Source organism: Nostoc sp. 106C (genome assembly GCF_002154725.1).
GTDB lineage: Bacteria > Cyanobacteriota > Cyanobacteriia > Cyanobacteriales > Nostocaceae > Aulosira.
The window spans coordinates 1-22208 of the sequence record NZ_MTAW01000219.1 but is presented as its reverse complement, the minus strand read 5'-3'; the positions used below and the strand labels follow the sequence as shown (position 1 = coordinate 22208).

Here is a 22208-nt window from a genome sequence, read left to right as displayed (position 1 = left end):
ATTTGCCGGATATGATATGACCTCTTAAGATTTACATTATATATAGTAGGTTTTATGCTGTCTGTTTATGCAGCAAACATACCTGGTAACCGGTAGGTAAGTTGTGGAGGCAGGCAGGGGTAGAGAAAAAAGCCTTATCTGCACCTTAATTGCGGTATGACTATTCAATACCGATACAAAAGTTTTCCCAAACACGCAAATTGAGCGCTAATTAGATTAATAATTCCAGTTCCTTAAGATCATCTATTGGCTCTTGAAATGAGCAGGAACCAAAGGAACGAAAGAAACGCTGTCTAGTTTCTTCGATTTCTGAAATATTCAGTTGGTAATCTTTCCAAGAGATACTATCAGTTCTAACTTTAAAATTCTCTTTAGATGATTCTTGAAGTAATTCTAAGGCTGTCTCTGGCGTTAATTTGTGTTGATAAACAAGTGCTGCCAAGACTATAACATTCAAAAAACCGTGCATAAGGCTGATGGGGCTGTTTGCTTCACTCGTTAATCGATGTTTTCTTGGTAATGGGTGATGCAGTCCTGCGGTTGCTTTAAACGGAACTTGCGCTGCTGCAAAGGTGAAGATACTCTGACACAGTTGAGTAACACTAGGAAAGGCATCAACTGTTACGCCGCCAGTACGGATTTTAGCAGCTGCACCAGTATGTTGTAAAACAGATATATAGCTCTTGAAGTCGCTGTTAAAAGGAATTTCAAAGAATGATTCTATTCCATCAGGAAGATAGGAAAGTATTGTTTCGATTTCAGTGGGTGGAATTGGCGGAAACTCCAGGGATGTAATGGCAATTTTATCTTTGTTGAGTGACTGTAGTTGGGCGATCGCTTCTTTAACGTCTCCAGTCATAATTATGCTCAGTGACCATTTTGTTGGTTTCTCCGGTAAATGTTGCTCAAACTCGCGCAACCGGGAAATTGGCAAAATAAAGCGACCTAACATCCAAGCGTAGGGAGTTGTCTGATATTGAGCATAATTTGCCATTGCTGGCTGTAATTCCAACTTTGCTGGCGGAAACAGTCCAGCGTAGTCCACAACTGATGAAAGAAGCGCCTCTAGTGATGCAACCATCGGATTTCACCTGCTGTATTTAATCCAATGGTAGCGAGGTTGAAGCTTTAATTTCATTAAGAACAATATTGGTCTGGATTCTATCTATACCAGGAATGCGAGTAATTTTCTCTGACAATAACTTTGCTAAGTGCTGATGGTTGGGAACAACCATTTTCAATAGGTAGTCAAATTCTCCACTAAGATGGTGACATTCTAAAACCTCTGGTAATTCCTTGACGCGATCGCAAAACCTTCCCACACATTCCGGCTGATGATTTACTAAGGTTACCTGAGCAAAACACAGCAAGTCTAAACCTAACGCCTCGCGATTTACCAAAGTTACATAGCGGTCAATTACACCTTTTTCTTCTAGCTTGCGCAATCTCTTTTGCAACCCAGGCGTTGAGAGATTCACGTGACGGGCTAATTCCACAATGGTTGTACGGCTATTTTCTTGCAACAGACACAACAGTTGTCGGTCTATGTCATCTAATTGTTGGAGTTGTTCAAAGTTTTTGAGTATTGGCTTCACTTTTACATTCTCCAGTCCTATATTTAGTGCTGAGTCCTGAGTAATGAGTGCTGAGTGGGAATCCTCGCTCAACACTCAGAACTCTTTTATGGCAACTTTCCTCCTCTACGTAGAAGGAAATGGAATTGTTTGTTGCTATTTTTAAGAATATCCTTAGAGGGTAGTTAAAACTACATGCTAAATTTATTTTAAAAGTTAATATTTTACACTTGTATATAGTCGTAAGTAAAATTTATAATCTAAATTAGGAGCATAGAGTTAATAATCTAAACTCAAAATTCAGCAACGAAAGACAGATTTTTGCCAAGGCATCAGGTGAACTTGCCAAAGGGGAGATGTTTATCTATATAAATCTCCTTCTTTAGGAGACTGTGCCTACATCGTTAGCACAGGCAGTGTAGAAGAAAAGGCGTTCATTCCAGTCCATGATTGGTTAAAGGATGAAAGACCTGAAACTGTCTGCATTTAAGCTTGTTGAAGCTGCTATAAAACCTCCCTTGATAGGAAGTTCAGCAGTTAAAGAAGCTTGTTATAAGGAGTAATATATGAACGATTTTTGCCCAATTAAGCGCATTGACAACTTGGAATTTTATGTTGGAAATGCCAAGCAAGCAGCGCTGTTTTATGCAAAGTGTTTCGGATTTACTAACACAGCTTATAGAGGATTAGAAACAGGCTACCGCGACACAGCATCATATTTGATGCAACAGAGAAATATCAACTTTGTTTTAAGTACAGGGCTGAGTCCGGATCATCCCATTTCCAAAAGCGTACTGAAACACGGTGATAGTGTAGCAGCGATCGCCCTAGAAGTACCGGATGCTGTTAGCGCTTACAAACAAACAACCAGCCGAGGTGCTGTAGGAGTTATTGCTCCCACCGCAGAAGAAGATGCTTATGGGATATTTCGTTATTCTGCGATTCGTGGTTACGGCGACACTCTTATTAAGTTCATCGATCGCAGCGATTACGCAGGTGTGTTTGCTCCTGGTTTTGAGGCTCAAACTAAGGCGCATCTTAACAGTAAAGGAGTAGGACTGAAAGCCGTTGACCACGTAGTTGGCAACGTAGAATTGGGGGCAATGGAACGCTGGGTGCAGTTTTTTGCCGAGACAATGGGCTTTAATCTTTTAGTAGAGTTTGATGATAAAACCATTGCTACAGAATATTCTGCCTTGATGTCCAAGGTGATGCAAGATGGTGCAGGCAAAATTAAATTGCCAATTAACGAACCTGCTACTGGTAAACGCAAATCTCAAATAGAAGAGTATTTGGAATATAACTATGGGCCTGGAGTTCAACACGTAGCTTTGGCAACTGACAATATTATTGAAACAGTTACCCGCATGAAAGCAACAGGTGTGGAGTTTTTGGTCACCCCACCAACTTATTACGATAACTTGGAACAACGGGTAGGGAAAATTGACGAATCTATAGATAAGTTGGCAGAGTTAGGAATCTTGGTAGATAGAGATCAAGATGGGTACTTGCTACAAATTTTCACCCAACCTGTACAAGATAGACCAACACTGTTTTTTGAGGTGATTGAACGACACGGGGCACGGGGTTTCGGTGAAGGAAACTTCAAAGCCTTGTTTGAAGCTATTGAACGCGAACAAGCACGGCGGGGAAATCTCGTAAGCGTCTAAAAGTAGGACGAAATTATGACTTACTACTATAAGTTGGGGAAAATACCACACAAGCGACACACCCAATTTCGTCAACCCAACGGTTCTTTATATCACGAAGAATTAATTAGTATTCACGGCTTTTCTGGCGTACAATCTTTGCTCTACCATCTACGTCCACCTACTCAGATTGAGAAAATTTTGGTGGAACAAAAGGTAGAAATTCCCTATGAAGAAACTGGTGCGTTGCTGCACCGCCACTTACGGACAGCGACAGTAGATTTGGGTGGGGATGCGATCGCATCTCGTGTTCCCCTAATGGCTAATGCAGATGTCTGCATTTGGGTTGCGCGTCCTACCCAACCGATGCATTACTGGTATCGGTTTGCTCACGGTGATGAAGTACTTTTCATTCATGACGGTAGCGGTGTTTTAGAAAGCCAATACGGCATTCTGCGTTACCAAGTGGGGGATTATTTGATAATTCCTACAGGAGTAATGTGGCGCATCATTCCCGACGCTGGAATTGAGCAACGGATGCTTGTTATCGAAGCCTACGGACATATTGACCCACCAGCACGTTACCTTAATCGTTACGGTCAATTCCTCGAACATTCTCCCTACTGCGAACGTGACATTCGCCCACCTGATGAGTTAATTACCCACGACGAAGAGGGGGAGTTTGAAGTCCGAGTCAAAGCCCAAGACCGAATTACTAGTTACCTTTATCGCCATCATCCCCTAGATGTGGTTGGTTGGGATGGACATCTCTGGCCCTTTGCCTTTAATATCGAAGACTTTGAGCCAATTACAGGGCGACTGCATCAACCACCACCTGTACATCAAACCTTTGAAGCGCCGGGTTTTGTGGTGTGTTCTTTTGTACCGCGCCTGTTTGATTACCATCCCCAATCCATTCCCGCTCCTTACAACCATTCCAACGTAGATTCGGATGAGGTCATCTACTACGTAGAAGGCAACTTTATGTCCCGCAAAGGAATTGATCGGGCATCGATTACCGTTCATCCTAGCGGCATTCCCCACGGCCCTCACCCAGGAATGTACGAGGGGTCAATTGGTAAAGAACGGACGAATGAACTTGCAGTGATGATTGATACATTTCGTCCGTTGAAATTAACGAAGTATGCCTTGGCGCTGGAGGACAAAAACTATTCCTACAGTTGGATTTCACATATAGGAGAACCTGTACACGGTATAAAGCCGTGAGTTTCTCAAATGAGGTGTGTTTATGACTCAAGTTCTTGCAACACCAAAAAACTTAACTATTTCCTCGCGCATTGAGGAACGCTTGCAGCGAGGCGAGTTGACTCAAGCTCAAGTGGATGACTTCCGCGACTTCCTGACCGCAGTAGAACGGGAATTTTTGCAGCACCGTATCATCACTAACAACACCTATACTCGGTGGTTTAGCAATGGAACGGCGACAGATGAAGAATTGCGCCACTTCATCAAACAATTCTCAGTATTTTCCAACCAATTTTTAATTGCAGCTTTACTCAAAGCGATCAATTCGCCTACCCTGCAACAGTCGCGGGCTAGTCGAGAGATTTTGTTAAACGAGTTAGGTGTAATTTATCGCCAGTCTGGACAGAATATAGGCACTCATTTAACTCAAACAGAGGAAGATAAAGACAAAGAAGGCGACCCCGAATTAGTCAGTACAGAAGGCACTGTAGACGGTGGTATCTGCCGCTTTCGGGCTGCTCATTTTGAATGGCTGCTAGGTGTAGCTGAAGGGTTGGGGCTGCACTACGAAGAACTGGGTAAGCGCAAGCACGGCCGCCCCAGCACATTACACTTTTGTGACGAATTGCAACGCCTTTATGGTAGCGATGACCCGCAAATAGCTGAGGGTGCTAGCTTTGCCGTCGAGAATTGGGCAGCAGCAGGTTTTTGGCAAGAATTGGAAGACGGACTGACAGGGATTAAAAAAACACGACATCCGCAGCTGCATCTAGCATTCTTCACCTGGCACAACCGCGTTGAAGGACAGCACGCCGGACATACCTTAGAAGAACTGGAGGAGGTGTATTTTCAACCAAATTTTGAGCGAGAGAAATTCATTCAAGGAGGGCGAGAAATCTTAGATGCGATCGCTGTTTTCTGGGATGGTCTTAATGAAGACAGAGTACATGGAGTTTCTACTTAATAATAAGTTAGTTTTTTTTAACGCAAAGTAACGCAGAGTGTTTTCAAACCTTATTCTCTCTGCGTCATGGGCAGTTTGCTCAAGTCGGGAAACCCTTTCGGCAGTCGCTCATGGGGGAAACCCCCAAGACCGCGCTGCCTCACCACGCAACTGCCCTCCTCTGCGCCCTCTGCGTGAGAAAAATCATCTAATCCAAAATCCAAAATCTAAAATCCAAAATTCTATAAGAGGTAAGGGCGATGACAAAGCAGTTATCGCTAGAACAAATTATCGCTTGCGGCATAGCAAAAGAAACGGCTGCCGCAATGCTACCACAAATCAATCAGTGGTTATCCTCTCTGCCAGCCTCAGAGTGTTGGCAGCACCTCACCCACCACATCCTCAAACCTGACCAACCTTTTAACTTCCACGAACTGCTATATCAAACCACCTTTGCTAGCTGGAAAACTGGACAGCCTCCAGCTTGGTTCCCCACCAACGAGCAAATACAGGCTACCAACATCGCGGTGTTGATGAAACAGTTAGAAGTGGATGACTACGCAGAATTGCACGCTTGGTCAGCCGCGCATCGTAGTGAGTTCTGGGAGATGATGATTCAACGATTAGGTATTCGCTTGCAAAAGCCATACAGCGAAATTGTTGACCTGTCGCAAGGTGTAGAGTCTCCCCATTGGCTGGTGGATGCGCGGCTTAATATTGCTGAGAGTTGTTTTTTGGCAGATGAAAATGCGATCGCCATTATCTTTCAAGAAGAAGGCGGTTCCCTAGCTACTTTAACCTATGGAGAACTTCATAGTTTAACCAACCGAGTCGCCAATGGATTGGTAAACGCTGGCTTTGTTCCTGGGGATGCGATCGCAATTGCTATGCCCATGACTGCCGAATCGGTGGCGATTTATTTGGGTATTGTTAAAGCTGGCTGTGTGGTTGTTTCCATTGCCGATAGTTTTGCGGCGGCGGAAATTGCCATGCGGTTGCACCTGTCTGAGGCGAAAGCTATCTTTACCCAAGACTATATTTGGCGTTGCGGCAAGCAATTACCTCTTTATAGCAAAGTAGTTGATGCCAATCCAACGAAAGCGATCGTGCTAGGAACTTCTGTGGAACTGCGTTCTAGCGATTTGACTTGGAAGGAATTTCTCAGTAACAACGAACAGTTCGATGCATTTTCCGTTCATCCAGCGGCTCATACTAACATCCTGTTCTCCTCTGGTACTACCGGAGTACCGAAGGCAATTCCCTGGACGCAAACCACCCCAATTAAATGTGCTGCGGATGGGCATTTACATCAAGATATTCATCCTGGTGATGTGGTAGCTTGGCCTACCAATTTGGGGTGGATGATGGGGCCGTGGCTGATTTATGCCAGTTTAGTGAATCGAGCAACTATTGCTCTCTATTACGGCACAGCTACAGAACGAGGATTTGGTGAATTTATTCAAGATGCCCATGTGACTATGCTGGGTGTAGTGCCTAGTTTAGTCAGCATTTGGAAAACCACCGCCTGTATGCAAGGTCTTGATTGGAGCAGTATCAAAGCCTTCAGTTCCACAGGTGAGTGTTCCAATCCCCAAGATATGCTCTTTTTGATGTCCTTAGCTGGTTACAAACCGATTGTAGAGTACTGCGGTGGAACAGAAATTGGTGGGGCATATATCACTAGTACTCTGGTACAACCTTCTGCACCTTCAATCTTTACTACACCTGCTTTAGGTTTAGACTTGGTAATTGTTGACGAAGAAGGACATCCTGCCGATAAAGGCGAAGTGTTCATAGTTGCTCCTTCTATTGGGCTTTCTACTGAGTTACTAAATAAAGACCACCATCAAGTTTACTTCGCCAATACTCCTCGCGCTTCCCTCCGCCGTCACGGTGACCAAATCGAGCGATTACTTAACGGCTACTACTGCGCCCAAGGTCGTGTTGACGACACGATGAATTTAGGCGGTATCAAAGTTAGCTCAGTGGAAATTGAGCAAATTGTCAATTCTGTAGAGGGAATTTCTGAAGCTGTGGCGATCGCTTGTTCACCGCCTTCAGGCGGGCCGAGTCAGTTAGTTATTTACGCTGTGCTCGAAACTAATGTACAGCATGACAAAGAAGTACTGAAAAATTCCTTACAAACGGCAATCCGCCAGCAACTCAATCCCTTATTTAAAATTCAAGACCTCGTAATCATTGATACATTGCCACGTACTGCATCTAATAAAGTCATGCGTCGTGTGCTACGCGAACATTATCAGGCTGTTTTCCCAAGTTACAAATTGGTCTGAGGCAAAGAATTATGACTGCCATCGCACCCAAAGACGAAATTGTGTGTCCTCTCAAGCTGGAGGATTATGAAGTCAGCCCAGAAAGTGGTTTTTTACCGACTAATTCTCCAGCCGAAGCGCAATTACCGGATATTTTCTGGCAAGTCCAAAAAACTGTTGGCTTATTACCCAAGTGGATGACTACCGGGAAGATTCGCCACGTGATTGAGAATATTCTGAAAGTAGATGTAGAGCGAGCAACGTTAAATCAGATGCAGTTGCGTCGAGCCATGCAGATATATTCTTACCTAACCCATGCCTATGTTTGGGGCGAAGCAACACCCGCTAAAGTGCTACCATGCAACATTGCTGTACCTTTTTATAAAATTTCGCAAAAACTCGGCAGGCCGCCTGTGTTGTCTTATGCTTCCTATGCCTTGGATAACTGGGTACGGATTTACGAAACCGAACCCATCGAAATCGGCAATATCATGATATGGCAAAACTTTTTAGGTGGGTTGGATGAAGACTGGTTTATCTTGATTCACATCGAAATCGAAGCCAAAGCTGCGCCTGCACTAGCAGCAATTCCGGCTATTTTGGCAGGAATTGCTGAAGGTGACACTACCACTGTCATTGCTGCTTTGGAGAATATTAAGCAGGCATGGATAAACATTAATACCACCATGAGCCGGATGCCAGCAGCCTGCGATCCTTATATGTACTACAATCGAGTGCGTCCTTACATTCATGCCTGGAAAAACAACCCTGCATTGCCAGAAGGATTGATATATCAAGGTGTAGAAGCTTACGGTGAACAACCCCAGCAGTTTCGCGGTGAGACAGGTGCACAAAGTGCGATCGTACCTACTATGGATGCTCTGTTCAACATTACCCATCAAGGCGACCCGTTATGGGAATACCTGATAGAAATGCGGGATTATATGCCACCTAAACACAGGGCTTTTATTAAAGAAGTAGAAAACCTTTCAACGCTGCGTGATTTTGTTAAAAACCACATGGTTCAAGTCCCTCAACTGAAGGATTTATATAATGACTGCGTTGCTCTCATAGAACAATTTCGGACTCAGCATCTCAAATTTGCTGCTTCTTACATTAACCAACAAACTGCAAAGTCCAATAACGACACCAATATTGGTACAGGCGGCACACCATTCATGGAGTATCTGAAAAAACATCGTAATGAAAATAGCCAGCATCTATTGACTTAGAATTCCTCAAAAGTTCCTCAAATTTTTTTCTAATCGTAAGCTGGTGGCCAATAAGATAATTAGCGATAAGGTGGGCTAGAATCACCTTATTGCTAAATGCTGAAAACTATTTATTGCTAAAGACATATACAGGGTAAGAAATCAGAAAATTTATTGAGATTAACTCAAATAGAAGTTATATCTTGTTGCAATTTATCATGTTCTCCCTGTGCAATATCATAGGTATGCCCATCACTCATGCATACTTGATACTTGCCTTCTTGGAAACCAAATATGCCTAAGAAACCTGGATCTTCTTTTTGTACTTCTACTATTTCAGAAATTGCCGCAGGATTAATCTCAACTTGATGACCATCTGTCGTTTTTACATTGATAGTCTTCATACAGCCATTCCCCTTGATGTCATGTAGAATTAATTATCCATGACTTGATAGGTAAATATGAGAATCTAATACAATATTTAACTTAAACAAGCATAATTACTTAACAATTTAGAATCTCTAAAAATCAGCGATCGCTAATATCCTGACGGCAATTAGATGAAGGCCAGTCGACACGATATAAACCTCGTCGCTTTTGAAACCTGGAGTAGTGCGAGACGGAAAGCCTGCTACGCAGAGCAGGAAGCAAGATGCTCTCACTACTTTTAAAACTATGGTTCTCAAAATAGATGTGGTTTAAATACTATTAAATTAATTGAATTATGCCTTGGTTAGAGTATAAAGTTCTAAATCTCGGAGCAGGCGGCGATGTGGTTGAATTAATTCTCCTGAACGCACCACCCATAGTGGAACTAGTTTTTGTTTAGCTATCAATTGCTGACCTAGAGAGTCAAAAAATAAGCAATCACCCTCTACTAACTTTAGGATGGAGATATCTGCAACTGAACCAACTTGTAAAGTCCCAATTTCTGCTTCAGCCTTTAAAACACGCGCTGGGTTAATTGTGACAGTAGCGATCGCATTTTCCAAATCTAATCCCAAAGCCATAAGTTTAGAAAGCGCACCACACAGGCTGTAGTTCAAATGCGAGTCATCGTGAACGCGAGTAAAATCAGCGTGAACATCGCTACTAACCGTGTGAGGTAATACTCCTTGCTCCATCATCCGCTGAGCAATATCAAAGCTAAATTGTAGTCCGTGTCCTAAATCTAAAAGCACACCTCGCTCAATCGCTGCAATTAGCCATTTGGGAACTTTGGTACGTGTTCCCATTACCCCATCTGGTTGACAACTGTAGCAGTGACCAATGACATCTCCAGCTTGCAGGTAGGACAATACATTTTCTACGATTTTTTCGGGGTTGGGTCGGTTTGCTGCAACTACAGGAAATAATTCTCCTGTGTGAATATATAAAGGTAAATGAGTGCGATCGCCAAGTTTACGAGCTAATTCTAAAACCCCCATACCCCAACGAGATATAGTTCCTGATTCTGCATGAGCTTTAAAGCCACGGACAATCTGTGGATTTTCTCTAGCTAATTGAATCAGTAGTTCTATATCTACTTTTTGGGGATTTTCTAAACCTGATTCGCTATCTCCTAGCGTTTGTGCTGCTAAATGGTTAACTAAAGGAAAGCACCGTACATCCGTTTTTGCTTTCTCAACAATGTTTGATTTAAAGCCTGGAAAAGTGAAAGCACTACTGCTACCCTGATCGATAACTGTAGTGACACCAGCATTTATGCCAACATCATCAGCAGATAATCCAAAAGTAGTAATCCACTCGTAAACATGAACGTGTAAATCAATAAACCCAGGACAAATAAGATAACCATTAGCTGCTACTGTTTGTTTAGCCTTGTAAGCAGGTAACTGATGAGCAACCGCTACAATTCTTCCATTGTTAATAGCAATATCAAAATTTCCATTTAGGGATTGGCTAGGGTCGATAACCCAACCATCTTTAATGACTAAATCGTATAAAATTAGATTGGTATTCATAAGACCTCACAGGAGTTAGAAAACTCCATATTGTTAAACTGAGGCGGCTTACTAAATTAGTTCTTAATTATCAGTATAAATAAAATTACTAGCGGCGGTAGCAATTTCTAGCACCAGCAAACACAGCAATTTATTAGACTGGATCTTAGAGGATTTTTATAAAGTAAATTTAAAGAAGGGTAATCAGGTAAAAAAGCAATGATAGAACAATACAGTTCAGTTAAGAAAATTCATTGACAACAAAGTTCACAAATAATTACTAAACAAACCTGAGTTCGGGATAAGAAATCCTCAAACCCCTTGATTTTTCGTTATCCGGTCTGAAGCTTTGTTTTCATATATTTTCAATAAGGCATGTTGTTGATATTAATCTCATTTGTGAACCTTATTGACGAAACGATTCCACTTTAATCACTTCTTTTACCACTTAGAATTTTGCTCAATCTATACACAATAAGCTTTTTAGCTTCTGGCTTAACCCGAACTCAGGTTAAACAAAAAACCGAACAATTATTTTGGAGGGGGTTTGGGGGATTCTCCCCCAAATCTTGGTTTTTGTTCAACAGATGAGAACTCTTATCACCTTAACTGAACCGTATTGAATGATAGAATACTTTTAAGACAGTATATCTACGTCTAATTTTGCTTACCTCGTCGCTAACCGTTATTTCTTACTCCAGTATAATTAAAGTATAAACATTGCCTAGTATATAGCCTGGATTCATCCTTCTAATATGCAACGTCTAGGACTATCTCGCTAGGAAAGAAATTAAAATATCTCTGCGTTGTTGTATTTGCACGGGAGCCAGTCAAGTTGCGGTGGAAATTAAAGCAAAAGTAATAGTATCCCGGGCGTTGCTGATTGATGGAATGAATTTTGTTTCGCGCATTCGACGTTGGGCGTTCGCTCTCAAGCGTTCCCGTATCCCTACGCTTAAGCAAGCTACGCGTAGCGTCTCCGACAGGAGAAGGGTAGAATCAATCTTTAGCTTTGGTCAAAAATCTTAATTCATACCGCATTTATACAACGCCGTATCCCGTAAGGTAAAACTAGATAAATCTACCACCAAACGCAAAATTAGAAAAATAAAATCAACCCAAGGGTGATTTAGCTGTATCAGCAATACTACTAAACTTGCAGTGCGAAACTTATTTTTTATACTCCTATCTATGGTAGATATTTATATTATTGACCTGCTGGTAATTGGTCTACTTTTGCTGATAGTCACATTAGGGTCTGGATGGATTTCACGTTTACCTCTTTCCTTCGCCCTCATCTATCTAGTGGTTGGTATTTTATTAGGCCCTTATGGCTTTGGGCTGATTCAATTGCGTCGTAATGATGTATTCAATGCTGAGGTTCTAGAGCATATTACCGAACTTGTGGTAATTATTTCTGTATTTAGCTGTGGCTTAAAAATAGTGCGACCTCTCAAATTAGGAATTTGGGATATTACAGCTCGCCTCATCGGGTTTTTGATGCCAATTTCAATTTTAGCCCTGGCTGTTGTAGGCAAATTATTTCTGGGGCTGGATTGGGGTGCAGCTATTTTGTTGGGAGCAATTCTCGCACCAACCGATCCAGTTCTAGCCTCAGAAGTTCAACTAACCGATACGAACGATCAAGATGAGTTGCGCTTTGGTTTAACTTCGGAAGGTGGTTTGAATGATGCTTTAGCATTTCCTTTCGTTTATTTTGGTATTTATGCTCTAAAAGATAGCAACTGGAATAATTGGTTGAAAAGTTGGTTGTTAGTTGATTTAATTTGGGCGATCGCTGCTGGTATAGTGATGGGAATTATTGTTGCTAAAGCAGTAGTTTGGCTTGATAAAAAGATTCAAAAGCAACGTCCTGCCGATAATGTGATGGAAGATTTTATCGCCATCAGCATTATTTTCTTGACTTATTCTCTGACGGAAATAGTTAATGGCTATGGGTTTTTGGCAGTATTTGTTGCAGGTTTAGTTACTCAACGTAGTTACCACAATCCAGACAAATCACTTGCACAACTAGGATTTATTGAACGGGTGGAAAAACTGCTAGAAGTCGGGACAATTTTGCTATTGGGATCGATATTATTATTACAGCCAATGCTCAATTATGCGGCTCAATCTTTGTTAGTCATAGTGTTGTTATTCTTTGTAATCCGACCAGTGGGTGTTTGGATTAGTACAATAGGCAAACGTCCTCTAAATTCCTATCGTCGAACTTTGAATCCAGTAACTCGTTGGTTATTTGGCTGGTTTGGCATTCGTGGTGTTGGCTCTTTATATTATCTTGCCTATGCATTTGGTAATGGCTTAAAAGGTGATACCGCTGAGCAAATTGCTTGGATAACTTACACTACGATTGTAGTTTCTGTGATTGTGCATGGAATTAGCACGACACCGTTAATGAAATGGTATGAGCGAAATACTGCTCACGATACAAAGCCTCATATTCCTGCCACAATTGATGAATTGGAATAATTGTCATTTGTCATTGGTCAAGAGTCCAGAGTCAAGGGTCAAGCATTTCTTCCCCCCTGCTCCCCTGCTTTTTCACCCTCATCTCCCCTACACCCGTGCTTACGAAAGAACCTCATGTAACGTATTAAGTAGTACTTGGGCTGTAAAGGGTTTTGGCAGGAATTCTCGGATACCAAGGCTATTCTTTTGAGCAGCAGCCTCATAGGCCATAATTCCACTCATGGCAATAATTTGTGTCTTTGGATTCATGCGTTGCAACATGAGTATTGTGCTAGCACCATCCATGACTGGCATCATCATGTCTATTAACACTACGCTGATGTCATCCATATGCTGCGCGTAAAGTGCAAGGGCCCCAATACCATCACTAGCAGTTAAAATTCTGTAATTATGGCTTTCTAAGGTAGTCTTAGCGATCTGGCAAATTGAGACTTCGTCATCTACTACCAAAATCAATTCACCATTACCGCTTGGCAATTCTGTATTGGTAACTGCTTTAGTTTCGGTAGCTTCTCTACTCGGTAAGTAAACCTTAAAACAGCTTCCCTGCCCTATCTCGCTGTAAACTGTCACAAAACCACTGTGGCTTTTGATAATACTCATGACAGTAGAAAGCCCTAGACCTGTTCCTTTGCCGACTTCTTTGGTAGTAAAAAAGGGTTCAAAAATCCGCTCCATAATTTCTGGTGGAATACCCGTACCAGTATCAGCGATCGTTATGACAACATAAAAACCTTCTTGAGCATCGACATGCATACTAGCGTAGTTTTGGTCAATGCAAAGGTTTTCCGCACTAATCCTCAGAATACCGCCATCGGGCATGGCATCACGAGCATTAACACATAGGTTCATTAGCACTTGATGAAGTTGAGTTGCATCTGCAAAAACTGTCCACAGGTCTGGGGCGATGTCAGTTTTGGTTTCAATAAATTTGGGGAAGGTGCGTTGAGCCACCTGCGCCACATCTGAAAGCAAATGTCGCACTTGGACGATAGAACGACGGCCTTCCACACCTCGTGTAAAAGACAGAATTTGTTGGACTAAATCAGCTCCTCGCCTAGCGCTTCCTTCTAGTATTCGCAGCAGTTGCTCAGTGCTCTCATCAAAGTTGGGGAGTTTGAGAGGTAGCAGTTGAGCAATTGCCAAAATGGGAGTCAGGATATTGTTGAAGTCGTGGGCAATACCACTTGCAAGAGTACCTAGACTTTCCAGCCGTTGAGCGCGGAGAAATTGTTCTTCGAGTTGCTTTTTTTGAGTAATATCGGTAGTGAGTGTCAGAATAGATTTAGGGTTACCAGCTTCATCGCGCATCAGTGACCAGCGACTTTCGACGATGATTTCTTGACCATATTTTGTAAATTGCTGTAACTCGCCTTGCCATTTACCATTCTTAGCTAATATTGTCTTTATTTCCGGAAACGGTGGCGAAGTTTCTGCATATTTACACAAAAATTGAGCAGCATTTCTGCCCAGAACTTCTGCTGTCGTCCATCCATAAAGGCGCTCCGCCCCTTTATTCCAAAATAAGATATGATTTTCTAGGTCACGAACTGCGATCGCATCTATAGAAATATCCAACAACGCTGCTTGTTCGTAGATTTTCTGTGCGGCTTCTTTGCGATCGGTAATGTCTTCAACTGTCCCTACATGACCCAAAAATCGGCATTCAGCAGAGTACATTGGGCTGGCAAGAGCACGCACCCATCGGACTTCACCTTGGGGTGTCAAGAGTCTGTATTCGTGAACCCAGGTACTTTGTTCAGATACTGTCCGCTCCCAATCTTGGAAAACCTTAGCTCTATCTTGGGGGTGAATTGCCTGAGTCCAACCGTAGCCTAAACTTTCCTCTTCGCTTACACCAGAGATGTCATACCATAAAGGATTATTGTAAGTAAGCTGCCCTTTGGCATCAGTTTGAAAGATAGCCAGCGGAGCCGAAGAGCAAAGTGTGCGAAAGCGGTCTTCGCTTTCTTGAAAAGCCTGTTCTGCACTATGCCGTTTGTATCGTTCCCTAGCTTCCCGCAACTCTCGTTCCACCGCAGGCACCAGGCGAGCGAGGTTACCCTTAATGAGATAGTCGTGAGCACCAGCTTTCATGGCGGCGACAGCAATATCCTCACCAATAGTACCGGAGACAATAATAAATGGTAAATCCAGCTTGCGCCTTTGGAGGAGTTTCAAGGCATCTAAACCACTGAAGGCAGGCAGACTATAATCTGCGATCACAATGTCCCATGATTGTTGATCTAGCGCTGCTTGCATTGCATCTGCGGTATCGACCCGAACATAATTCAGAGTATATTCACTGCGACGCAACTCCCTAACAAGTAGGAGCGTATCATCTTCCGAATCTTCAACAATCAAAACACGCAGGTGGGGGAGCATCTTGACTAACTCTCTAAATGGGCGGTGCTTCGTTCATGAGTAACCAGTACATTCCTAGTTGTCGGACTGCTTCCGTAAATTGAATAAAATCTACGGGTTTGCGGATATAACTGTTGCACCCCAAACTGTAACTATTAAGCAAATCTTTTTCTTCGCTGGAAGTAGTTAAGATTACTACAGGTAGTAAGTTAGTACGTTTGTCTTCTCGCAAGCGACGCAATACTTCTATGCCATCGATGCGGGGTAGCTTAAGATCCAACAAAATTACAGTAGGTTTAATGTTAATATCCCGTCCAGTGTGAACTCCAGTGCCAAATAGGTAATCAAGAGCTTCAACACCATCGCGAGCTACTACTATTTCATTACTGATGTGATTGCGCCTGAGTGCTCGGATAGCTAAAGCTTCGTCATCAGGATTATCTTCTACCAGTAAAATCATTTTATTGCTCACGCTCATGCTCCAGGCTCATCTGCTACTAATGTAAAGTAAAAAGTAGCTCCCTGTTCTACAACTCCTTCTGCCCATACCCTACCACCATGCCGATGTACAATTCGTTGGACTATGGCTAGCCCAATTCCAGTTCCAGGAAATTCATCTATTCTGTGTAAGCGCTGGAAGGGGCCAAATAACTTATTGGCGTAGGCCATATCAAAGCCAGCACCATCATCTCGAATAAAGTAGATTGGAATACCATTTTCTTGAGGCATTGTACCGAACTCAATTTTAGCTTGGGTGTGCTTGGAGGTAAATTTCCATGCATTTTCGAGTAAGTTTGTCAACATCATTTGCAACAGTCGGCTATCTCCTTGGGCTATAAGTCCTGGTTGAATGACACAATCGACCTGTCGCTCTGGCTGACTTTCCTGTAGCTCTTTGTAGATGACTTTTGCTAACAAACTGAGATCTACTGGTTCTAGCTGCATCTCACTACGCATCAACCGAGATAGATTCAGGAGATCGTCGATTAATTGACCCATTCGCTGAGTAGCTAACCGAATTCGCCGGAGATAGTTCTGCCCTGTTTCGTCTAGCTGTTCTTGATAGTCTTCAAGAAGAGCCTGGCTAAAGCCATCAATACTACGTAAGGGAGCACGTAAATCGTGGGAAACGGAGTAGCTAAAAGCTTCTAGTTCCTTATTTACTGCTTGTAGCTCAATCATTGCCCGTTGCATTCCCTGGTTTAGGGAATGTAGTGCTTGTTCGGCCTGCTGGCGCTCTATTACTTCTGCTTGTAAGTCAGCAAGGAGTTCTGCATGTTGGAGAGCCACAGCTAGATGGCTGGCAATTTCGGTAGCAAACTCAATCTCTGTAGGTTGCCATTCTCGCGGCGCACGACATTGGTTAATACACAGCAATCCCCAGAGAGTCTTACCTTGTAACAGTGGTATTACTAAGTTGGCTCTGATTTGAAATTGAGCTAGAACCTGGATGTGACAATCACTCAGCCCATAAGTGTGAATATCTGCAACTGCCTGAATCCTTCCCTGCTGATAATGGACTGCAAACTGCTCACCAAAGCAGTGGTCATGGATTCTTTGTTCCATAGCAGATGGAAAAGCAGGATCTACATCCTCAGAAACAAATTCCCCATCATTCCAACCTGAATCTGGGTAGAAGCGAAACATCCCCACTCGGTCTACAGCCAAAAGTTGGCGCACCTCAGTAGCTGTAGCTTGAAAAATTGTTTCTAGGTCTATTGGTTCGCGTAGGCGAGTAATTACACGGAATAATGCTTTTTGCCGCTGTACTTGGAAATTTGCCTGATTGATTTCGTGCTTGGATTTTAGGACTTCATCGCCCAGGATCTGCTTGATTTGTTCAAATGCCGCTTCATCCCGGCACAAATTCCGCAGTCTTGCCAATCTCTCTGGGTTCATTCTTTTTTTATCGTAGGGGCTAGTACTGCTGTTTGGAAGTCAAAAGTTAAAAGAATTATATTTCAGGCTTTTTAGCTGTTGTGAATTATAAGTTTATTTGTAATGCACTTTAATAGATTATTGTAAGCGATCGCTTAAGTTAATAAAAAACCCAGTAATCCAAAGGCTTAGGGCACAATATTACATTGTGCCCTTACTATCTTAGATATTGTTTAATCGCAAGTCCGCTAATACAACTAACTTGATGCTGTATTAGCCGCCTCTGATGCTTTCACACTTGCTGGGGTCCCACCCATGCGAATCTCAGATGTGAAAGAAGCCATGCTAAAGCCACCGAAGCGTTTCAGGACACTGACTCGCATCCGCAAGTTGGGGCTAGCAAACCAGAGGCGTTCCTCAGACCACATAGTTTCATACTCTGTAGTTAGTGTCAACGCTCCATCACTGCCCATCTTATAACGTCCGGCGACTGGAGCTTTTTCGGCATAACCCATTTCTCGCAGCAACTTGCCTTCGTTGGGGTTATCTTCATCAGGTACTGAAACTAGCACAGTAGAGCCACTGTGTTTTTCTTCATCCCATTCCATAGTGCCGTTCCAAGTAACTCTCGCACCACAGGAAGCACCACTGGGGTTAATTTCGTACTGTTGGCACAGTTTGATTACCTCTGGATGATCTGCTGCCAGCATCTCGATGGTAATATCCGACTTACCGTCTTCGGATTGCTTAAAAGCTAAATGATGACTGGTGCGATGGGAAAACCATTTACCAGCGCTCAACTCAAAAAACTCTTCTATATTCATGATTGAAACTACTCTGCATCAAAATGCTGAAAATCCCACTTATTAAAAGGTAGCAGGAGGTGTTGCCTAAAGCAGTCTGAAGTTTAAAGGATGAAATTAAAACTTGGTAAATTGGTAGAGATATTTCATCCTTAATAATTTATACTTTAGCTTTCAATGGCGCTTATGCTTGAGTGTCTGTAGCTTCGAGCCTTTTCAGAGAAATTGTCGCTGCTTCAGCAACGTGAGGATGGCTATCTTTTTCTAGGTATTTCAAAGCTGAGACGCTCTTAGGGGTAGGAAGATTACCTAAAGCTTCTGCAAGACGTTGCCGCACTAACCAATCATCTGACTGGGCAAAGCGCAAGATCATATCTACAGACTCAATGTCTTTAATCTCTCCTAGTGCTGCGATCGCTGCTTGATGTAAGATAACTTCGTCACTATCTAATGCTTGAATCAGAATGGCATGGGCACGCGGATCTTTAATATTGCCTAGAGAAACTGCCACACTAAAGCGTACTAGCCAATCAGTATCTTCATAAAACGCCCGTGCTAGCACCTCAAAGGCTCTGGCATCACCTAAATATCCCAATGCCCCAGCAGCATCAGCACGCATACCATAATCTGGGTCAGTTTCCAAAATTTTTACCAATATTGGATAACATTCTGGTGTCTGTTTAATTCCCAAAGCAAAAATTGCCATCGATCGCAGTTGCAAAGATTCGTCATCTAATACCTTTTTGATTAAAGGTACGGCATCTTCAGACGGAACATCGCGCAGATTGGCAAGAGCTACCATGCGATCGCGCAGGTTCGGACTTTCTAACTGAACAGAAATTTCTTCTAAGCTTAAAGCAGCCATTTTGGTGAAAATAGTTTCTTTACTTATCTTTACTTTACAAAAATTCTCATAATAAAGGACACCTTCTTTTTGGGGGGTTAACCATACATCAAATTGATGGGTCATTTGTCACTTGTCATGAGTCATTTGCCGTAATTGTCTGCTTTGTCCTTCTTCCAACCCAAGAATACTACTTGCATAATAAGCAAGGTCTTACTTGTTGCTGATGACAAGCAGAACTGAAAATTGGTGCAATAAATCTAGTTTTGACCAGCATTACTCATGACAAACCGCATTTTGATTCTTGGAGGCAGGGGGAGGATTGGTAGCAGTGTTGCTCAGGATCTAGCCACCCACACCCAAGCACAAATTACGATTACCGGACGTTCCCCAGTGGCTGAGGAGGACGAAGATGCCAAGTGGCTCAGTACTAAAAACAACTGGACTTTAGGAACGCAGGTGCAGTTTTTGGTGTTGGACTTGGCGGAAGTGGACAAACTGCGCAAGGCGATCGCTAATTCCGATTTAGTCATCCACTGTGCTGGTCCTTTTCACTACCGAGACACTAATGTTTTACAAATTTGCATTGAACAAGGCGTTAATTATCTAGATGTCAGCGATCATCGTTCTTATACTAGTAAAGCTTTAAAGTATAACGAACAAGCTGCCGCTGCTAATGTCACGGCAATTATTAACACTGGAATTTTTCCTGGTATTTCTAACAGCATGGTACGCCAATGTGTTGAGCAATTCGACAAACCAGAAAAAATTCATCTCAGTTATTTAGTGTCTGGTTCTGGTGGTGCTGGCATCACAGTTATGCGAACAACTTTTTTGGGTTTACAATATCCTTTTGAAGCTTGGATTAATGGCAATTGGCAAGTAGTTAAACCATATAGTGAGAGGGAAATGATTAATTTTGCACCTCCCTATGGACGTACTGGGGTTTACTGGTTTGATATGCCAGAAACCTTCACTATGCCGCATTCTTTTCCTTCAGTGAAAACTGTAATTACAAAATTTGGTTCAGTACCCGACTTTTATAATCACATGACTTGGATAGCGGCGCATATTTTCCCTAAATGGTTGATGCAGCGTCGAGCTATGATTGAGTTTCTCTCTCATGTCAGTCATTTTATGACAGATGTGACGAATCCTTTTACAGGAATTGGGGTAGCAGTGCGTGCAGAAGTCACAGGGCAAAAAGATGGTAAAACAGCCCTTTATTATGCAGATTTAATACATGAAAATACCGCTTTAGCTTCTGGTTGTGGCACAGGTAGTATTGCCCAATTGTTACTTGAAGATAAGCTGAAAAAGCCAGGAGTTCTACCTGTAGAAGAGGCACTACCAACAGATTTATTTGTCCAAACAATGGAAAGCCGAGGAATTAAAATTGCTCATAATTGGGTGAAAAATAATCTGCCGTAATGTATTAAAAACACCGGGCGATGGGAAATCGCGGCTACACAGGCAAAACCCAGCGGACTGAGTTTCAAGGAGTACCCAAAAGCTCACTTGGGTAAGGGTTTAGCAATGCTAAACCCCTACCAATGTATTTGTATATTTATTAAAATGCGTATCACATCCTAACTTGTTACTGTTGGCGTCTTGCCATTTCCATTGCCGTTTTCACTCGCAACTAATGCCGTTGGCTGAGAACTAGGAGTTGGTGAGCCACTTTTTGTTGCCCGGCGGCGCTGGTTTTTAGGTACTCCTCCTGCCATGTTGTACTCTACACTGCTTTTGCCAAATCTTGTTGCAACTCCCAACAGTATAAGTTCGGTCATGTCTCCCAATTCACGCTCGGTTTCTAGCATTTCACGGTATAACCCATCCAAGTTAGAAAGGGCACTATTATATGCATATTCTTGAGTTTGCATCTTCTCAATGAGAGTGGAAAAGGCAGGTAAAGTAAGTCCATTACCTACATCTAAATTTGGATTAATTGAGTTCATGCTAGCAGCACGACGCACTGCTCTTTCTAATACTTTAGAGCTTCTTTTTTGACGCGCCATATCCTACACCTTCTCATACGGTACGGTTAATATTATTTACCTTAAAAACTTTTGTATCGATCAGCTTGGGAAGATTTCGCCAAATCTGCAATAGCTTTTGCTACACAGATATTTCTGTGATAAGTAGGTGAATTACTGATATGTTTTAGCAAAAAAGTATAATGAGAATGTGATTTACCTTTTTACTTGCGGAAAACACCAAAATGAGTGCGTGATTTACCGAAATGAGTAAGCGATAAGGCTTTTTGTGAACTCATTAAGGCTTTTTACTTGCGGAAAACACTAAAATGAGTGCGCGATTTACTAAAATGAGTAGGCGTTAAGGCTTTTTAAGAACTCATTAAGGCTTTTTGCTTGCGTAAAACACCAAAATGAGTAAGCGTTAAGGCATTTTGTGAACTCGTTAAGGCATTTTGAGTAAGTAAAATGCCATTTTGCTTACTAAATTCAACTTAATGTGTTTTTTGAATGAAGATATCAGTTATGGCGATCACTAAATATAAAATTTCCACGAAGTGCGATCGCTCTATTTAAAGTCATTGCGAGCGTAATAAAATGGAGCGTTCGCTGAAAGCCTTCCCGAAGGATAGCAATCCCAACCTTTGCGATTGCTATCCTTCGGGAAGGCTTCGCCGACATTCCGCTTCGCTCCATTCGGAATGACACGGGTATCCATCAAGTTGCGGAGAAATTTTTGGGGAAGTCGCTTGAAAGCTTTACTTGTTAAATTTTACAAGTCTCGACGCGAGAGAAGAGAGTCCCTCTTGTCATATGTCGTACTTGGGTACCTGGTCGAAAGTTGTAGGGTAAATGTCCTCGTGTCAAGGTATTATATTTTACTGTTATCTCTACCACTAATCCCCACTCTACGCGATCGCAGAAGCGTTTGTAAGCTTCGTATTTTTCCTCATCTTCATCCCTCACTCTACCACCAAAACGAGTATATATCCTTAATAACTGGAGTTTAGACTAAGCCATCCAAAAAGACCCAGCAGTGCTGAGTTAATGAGAG

The 22208-nt window shown here is 42.4% G+C and carries 19 protein-coding genes; 7 read left to right on the top strand and 12 right to left on the bottom strand.

Annotated features, from left to right (window positions below; all coding sequences use genetic code 11):
- Positions 1-211 precede the first annotated feature (211 nt).
- Positions 212-1081 carry a hypothetical protein gene (locus tag BV375_RS31900; RefSeq protein ID WP_086768006.1) on the bottom strand — a complete coding sequence of 290 codons (870 nt, stop codon included), beginning with the start codon at positions 1079-1081 and terminating at the stop codon, positions 212-214.
- Positions 1082-1100: 19 nt separating this feature from the next.
- Positions 1101-1595, bottom strand: a complete 495-nt coding sequence (locus tag BV375_RS31895; protein ID WP_243714112.1) for an Lrp/AsnC family transcriptional regulator — start codon at positions 1593-1595, stop codon at positions 1101-1103.
- 545 nt (positions 1596-2140) lie between these two features.
- Between BV375_RS31895 and hppD the strand changes: the two genes are divergently transcribed.
- From hppD to BV375_RS31870, 5 genes are all read left to right on the top strand, one after another.
- Positions 2141-3244: a 4-hydroxyphenylpyruvate dioxygenase gene (gene hppD, locus BV375_RS31890; RefSeq protein WP_086768004.1), complete on the top strand. Its 1104-nt coding sequence runs from the start codon at positions 2141-2143 to the stop codon at positions 3242-3244.
- A gap of 15 nt (positions 3245-3259) precedes the next feature.
- Entirely contained in the window at positions 3260-4450 is a 1191-nt protein-coding gene (locus BV375_RS31885; RefSeq protein WP_086768002.1) for a homogentisate 1,2-dioxygenase, read from the top strand.
- 22 nt (positions 4451-4472) lie between these two features.
- Positions 4473-5393: a hypothetical protein gene (locus tag BV375_RS31880; RefSeq protein ID WP_086768000.1), complete on the top strand. Its 921-nt coding sequence runs from the start codon at positions 4473-4475 to the stop codon at positions 5391-5393.
- A 239-nt stretch (positions 5394-5632) separates the two neighbouring features.
- Entirely contained in the window at positions 5633-7666 is a 2034-nt protein-coding gene (locus BV375_RS31875) for an AMP-binding protein (protein WP_086767998.1), read from the top strand.
- Positions 7667-7677: 11 nt separating this feature from the next.
- Positions 7678-8877: a hypothetical protein gene (locus BV375_RS31870; RefSeq protein WP_086767997.1), complete on the top strand. Its 1200-nt coding sequence runs from the start codon at positions 7678-7680 to the stop codon at positions 8875-8877.
- Positions 8878-9041: 164 nt separating this feature from the next.
- On the opposite strand, the gene BV375_RS31865 is transcribed toward BV375_RS31870, so the two are convergent.
- Positions 9042-9260 (bottom strand): hypothetical protein, encoded by a 219-nt coding sequence (locus BV375_RS31865; RefSeq protein ID WP_086767995.1) that lies wholly within the window; start codon positions 9258-9260, stop codon positions 9042-9044.
- 318 nt (positions 9261-9578) lie between these two features.
- Positions 9579-10820 (bottom strand): amidohydrolase/deacetylase family metallohydrolase, encoded by a 1242-nt coding sequence (locus BV375_RS31860; protein ID WP_086767993.1) that lies wholly within the window; start codon positions 10818-10820, stop codon positions 9579-9581.
- Positions 10821-11990: 1170 nt separating this feature from the next.
- Here BV375_RS31860 and BV375_RS31855 point away from each other — a divergent pair.
- The gene (locus BV375_RS31855; protein WP_086767991.1) at positions 11991-13289 is read left to right on the top strand and encodes a sodium:proton antiporter; all 1299 of its coding nucleotides are present in this window, start codon (positions 11991-11993) and stop codon (positions 13287-13289) included.
- A gap of 99 nt (positions 13290-13388) precedes the next feature.
- On the opposite strand, the gene BV375_RS31850 is transcribed toward BV375_RS31855, so the two are convergent.
- From BV375_RS31850 to BV375_RS31830, 5 genes are all read right to left on the bottom strand, one after another.
- A complete protein-coding gene (locus BV375_RS31850; RefSeq protein ID WP_086767989.1) occupies positions 13389-15674 on the bottom strand; it encodes a PAS domain S-box protein in 2286 nt (761 codons plus the stop codon).
- A gap of 13 nt (positions 15675-15687) precedes the next feature.
- Complete coding sequence (locus tag BV375_RS31845; protein ID WP_086767987.1) at positions 15688-16131, bottom strand: response regulator; 444 nt, start codon at positions 16129-16131, stop codon at positions 15688-15690.
- Positions 16128-17552 carry a GAF domain-containing protein gene (locus BV375_RS31840; protein WP_086767985.1) on the bottom strand — a complete coding sequence of 475 codons (1425 nt, stop codon included), beginning with the start codon at positions 17550-17552 and terminating at the stop codon, positions 16128-16130. Before BV375_RS31840 ends, BV375_RS31845 begins: the two co-directional genes overlap by 4 nt.
- A 236-nt stretch (positions 17553-17788) precedes the next feature.
- Positions 17789-18355 (bottom strand): phycobiliprotein lyase, encoded by a 567-nt coding sequence (locus BV375_RS31835; RefSeq protein ID WP_086767983.1) that lies wholly within the window; start codon positions 18353-18355, stop codon positions 17789-17791.
- Positions 18356-18518: 163 nt separating this feature from the next.
- Positions 18519-19199, bottom strand: a complete 681-nt coding sequence (locus BV375_RS31830) for a HEAT repeat domain-containing protein (RefSeq protein ID WP_086768149.1) — start codon at positions 19197-19199, stop codon at positions 18519-18521.
- Positions 19200-19460: 261 nt separating this feature from the next.
- On the opposite strand from BV375_RS31830, the gene BV375_RS31825 reads away from it, so the two are divergent.
- Positions 19461-20609 (top strand): saccharopine dehydrogenase NADP-binding domain-containing protein, encoded by a 1149-nt coding sequence (locus BV375_RS31825; protein ID WP_086767981.1) that lies wholly within the window; start codon positions 19461-19463, stop codon positions 20607-20609.
- 158 nt (positions 20610-20767) lie between these two features.
- On the opposite strand, the gene BV375_RS31820 is transcribed toward BV375_RS31825, so the two are convergent.
- The 3 genes from BV375_RS31820 to BV375_RS36350 form a co-directional block, all read right to left on the bottom strand.
- Complete coding sequence (locus BV375_RS31820) at positions 20768-21196, bottom strand: hypothetical protein (protein ID WP_086767979.1); 429 nt, start codon at positions 21194-21196, stop codon at positions 20768-20770.
- A 526-nt stretch (positions 21197-21722) separates the two neighbouring features.
- Positions 21723-21872: a hypothetical protein gene (locus tag BV375_RS37375; protein WP_166507580.1), complete on the bottom strand. Its 150-nt coding sequence runs from the start codon at positions 21870-21872 to the stop codon at positions 21723-21725.
- Positions 21873-21919: 47 nt separating this feature from the next.
- Positions 21920-22120: a hypothetical protein gene (locus BV375_RS36350; protein WP_134076249.1), complete on the bottom strand. Its 201-nt coding sequence runs from the start codon at positions 22118-22120 to the stop codon at positions 21920-21922.
- Positions 22121-22208: the final 88 nt, after the last annotated feature.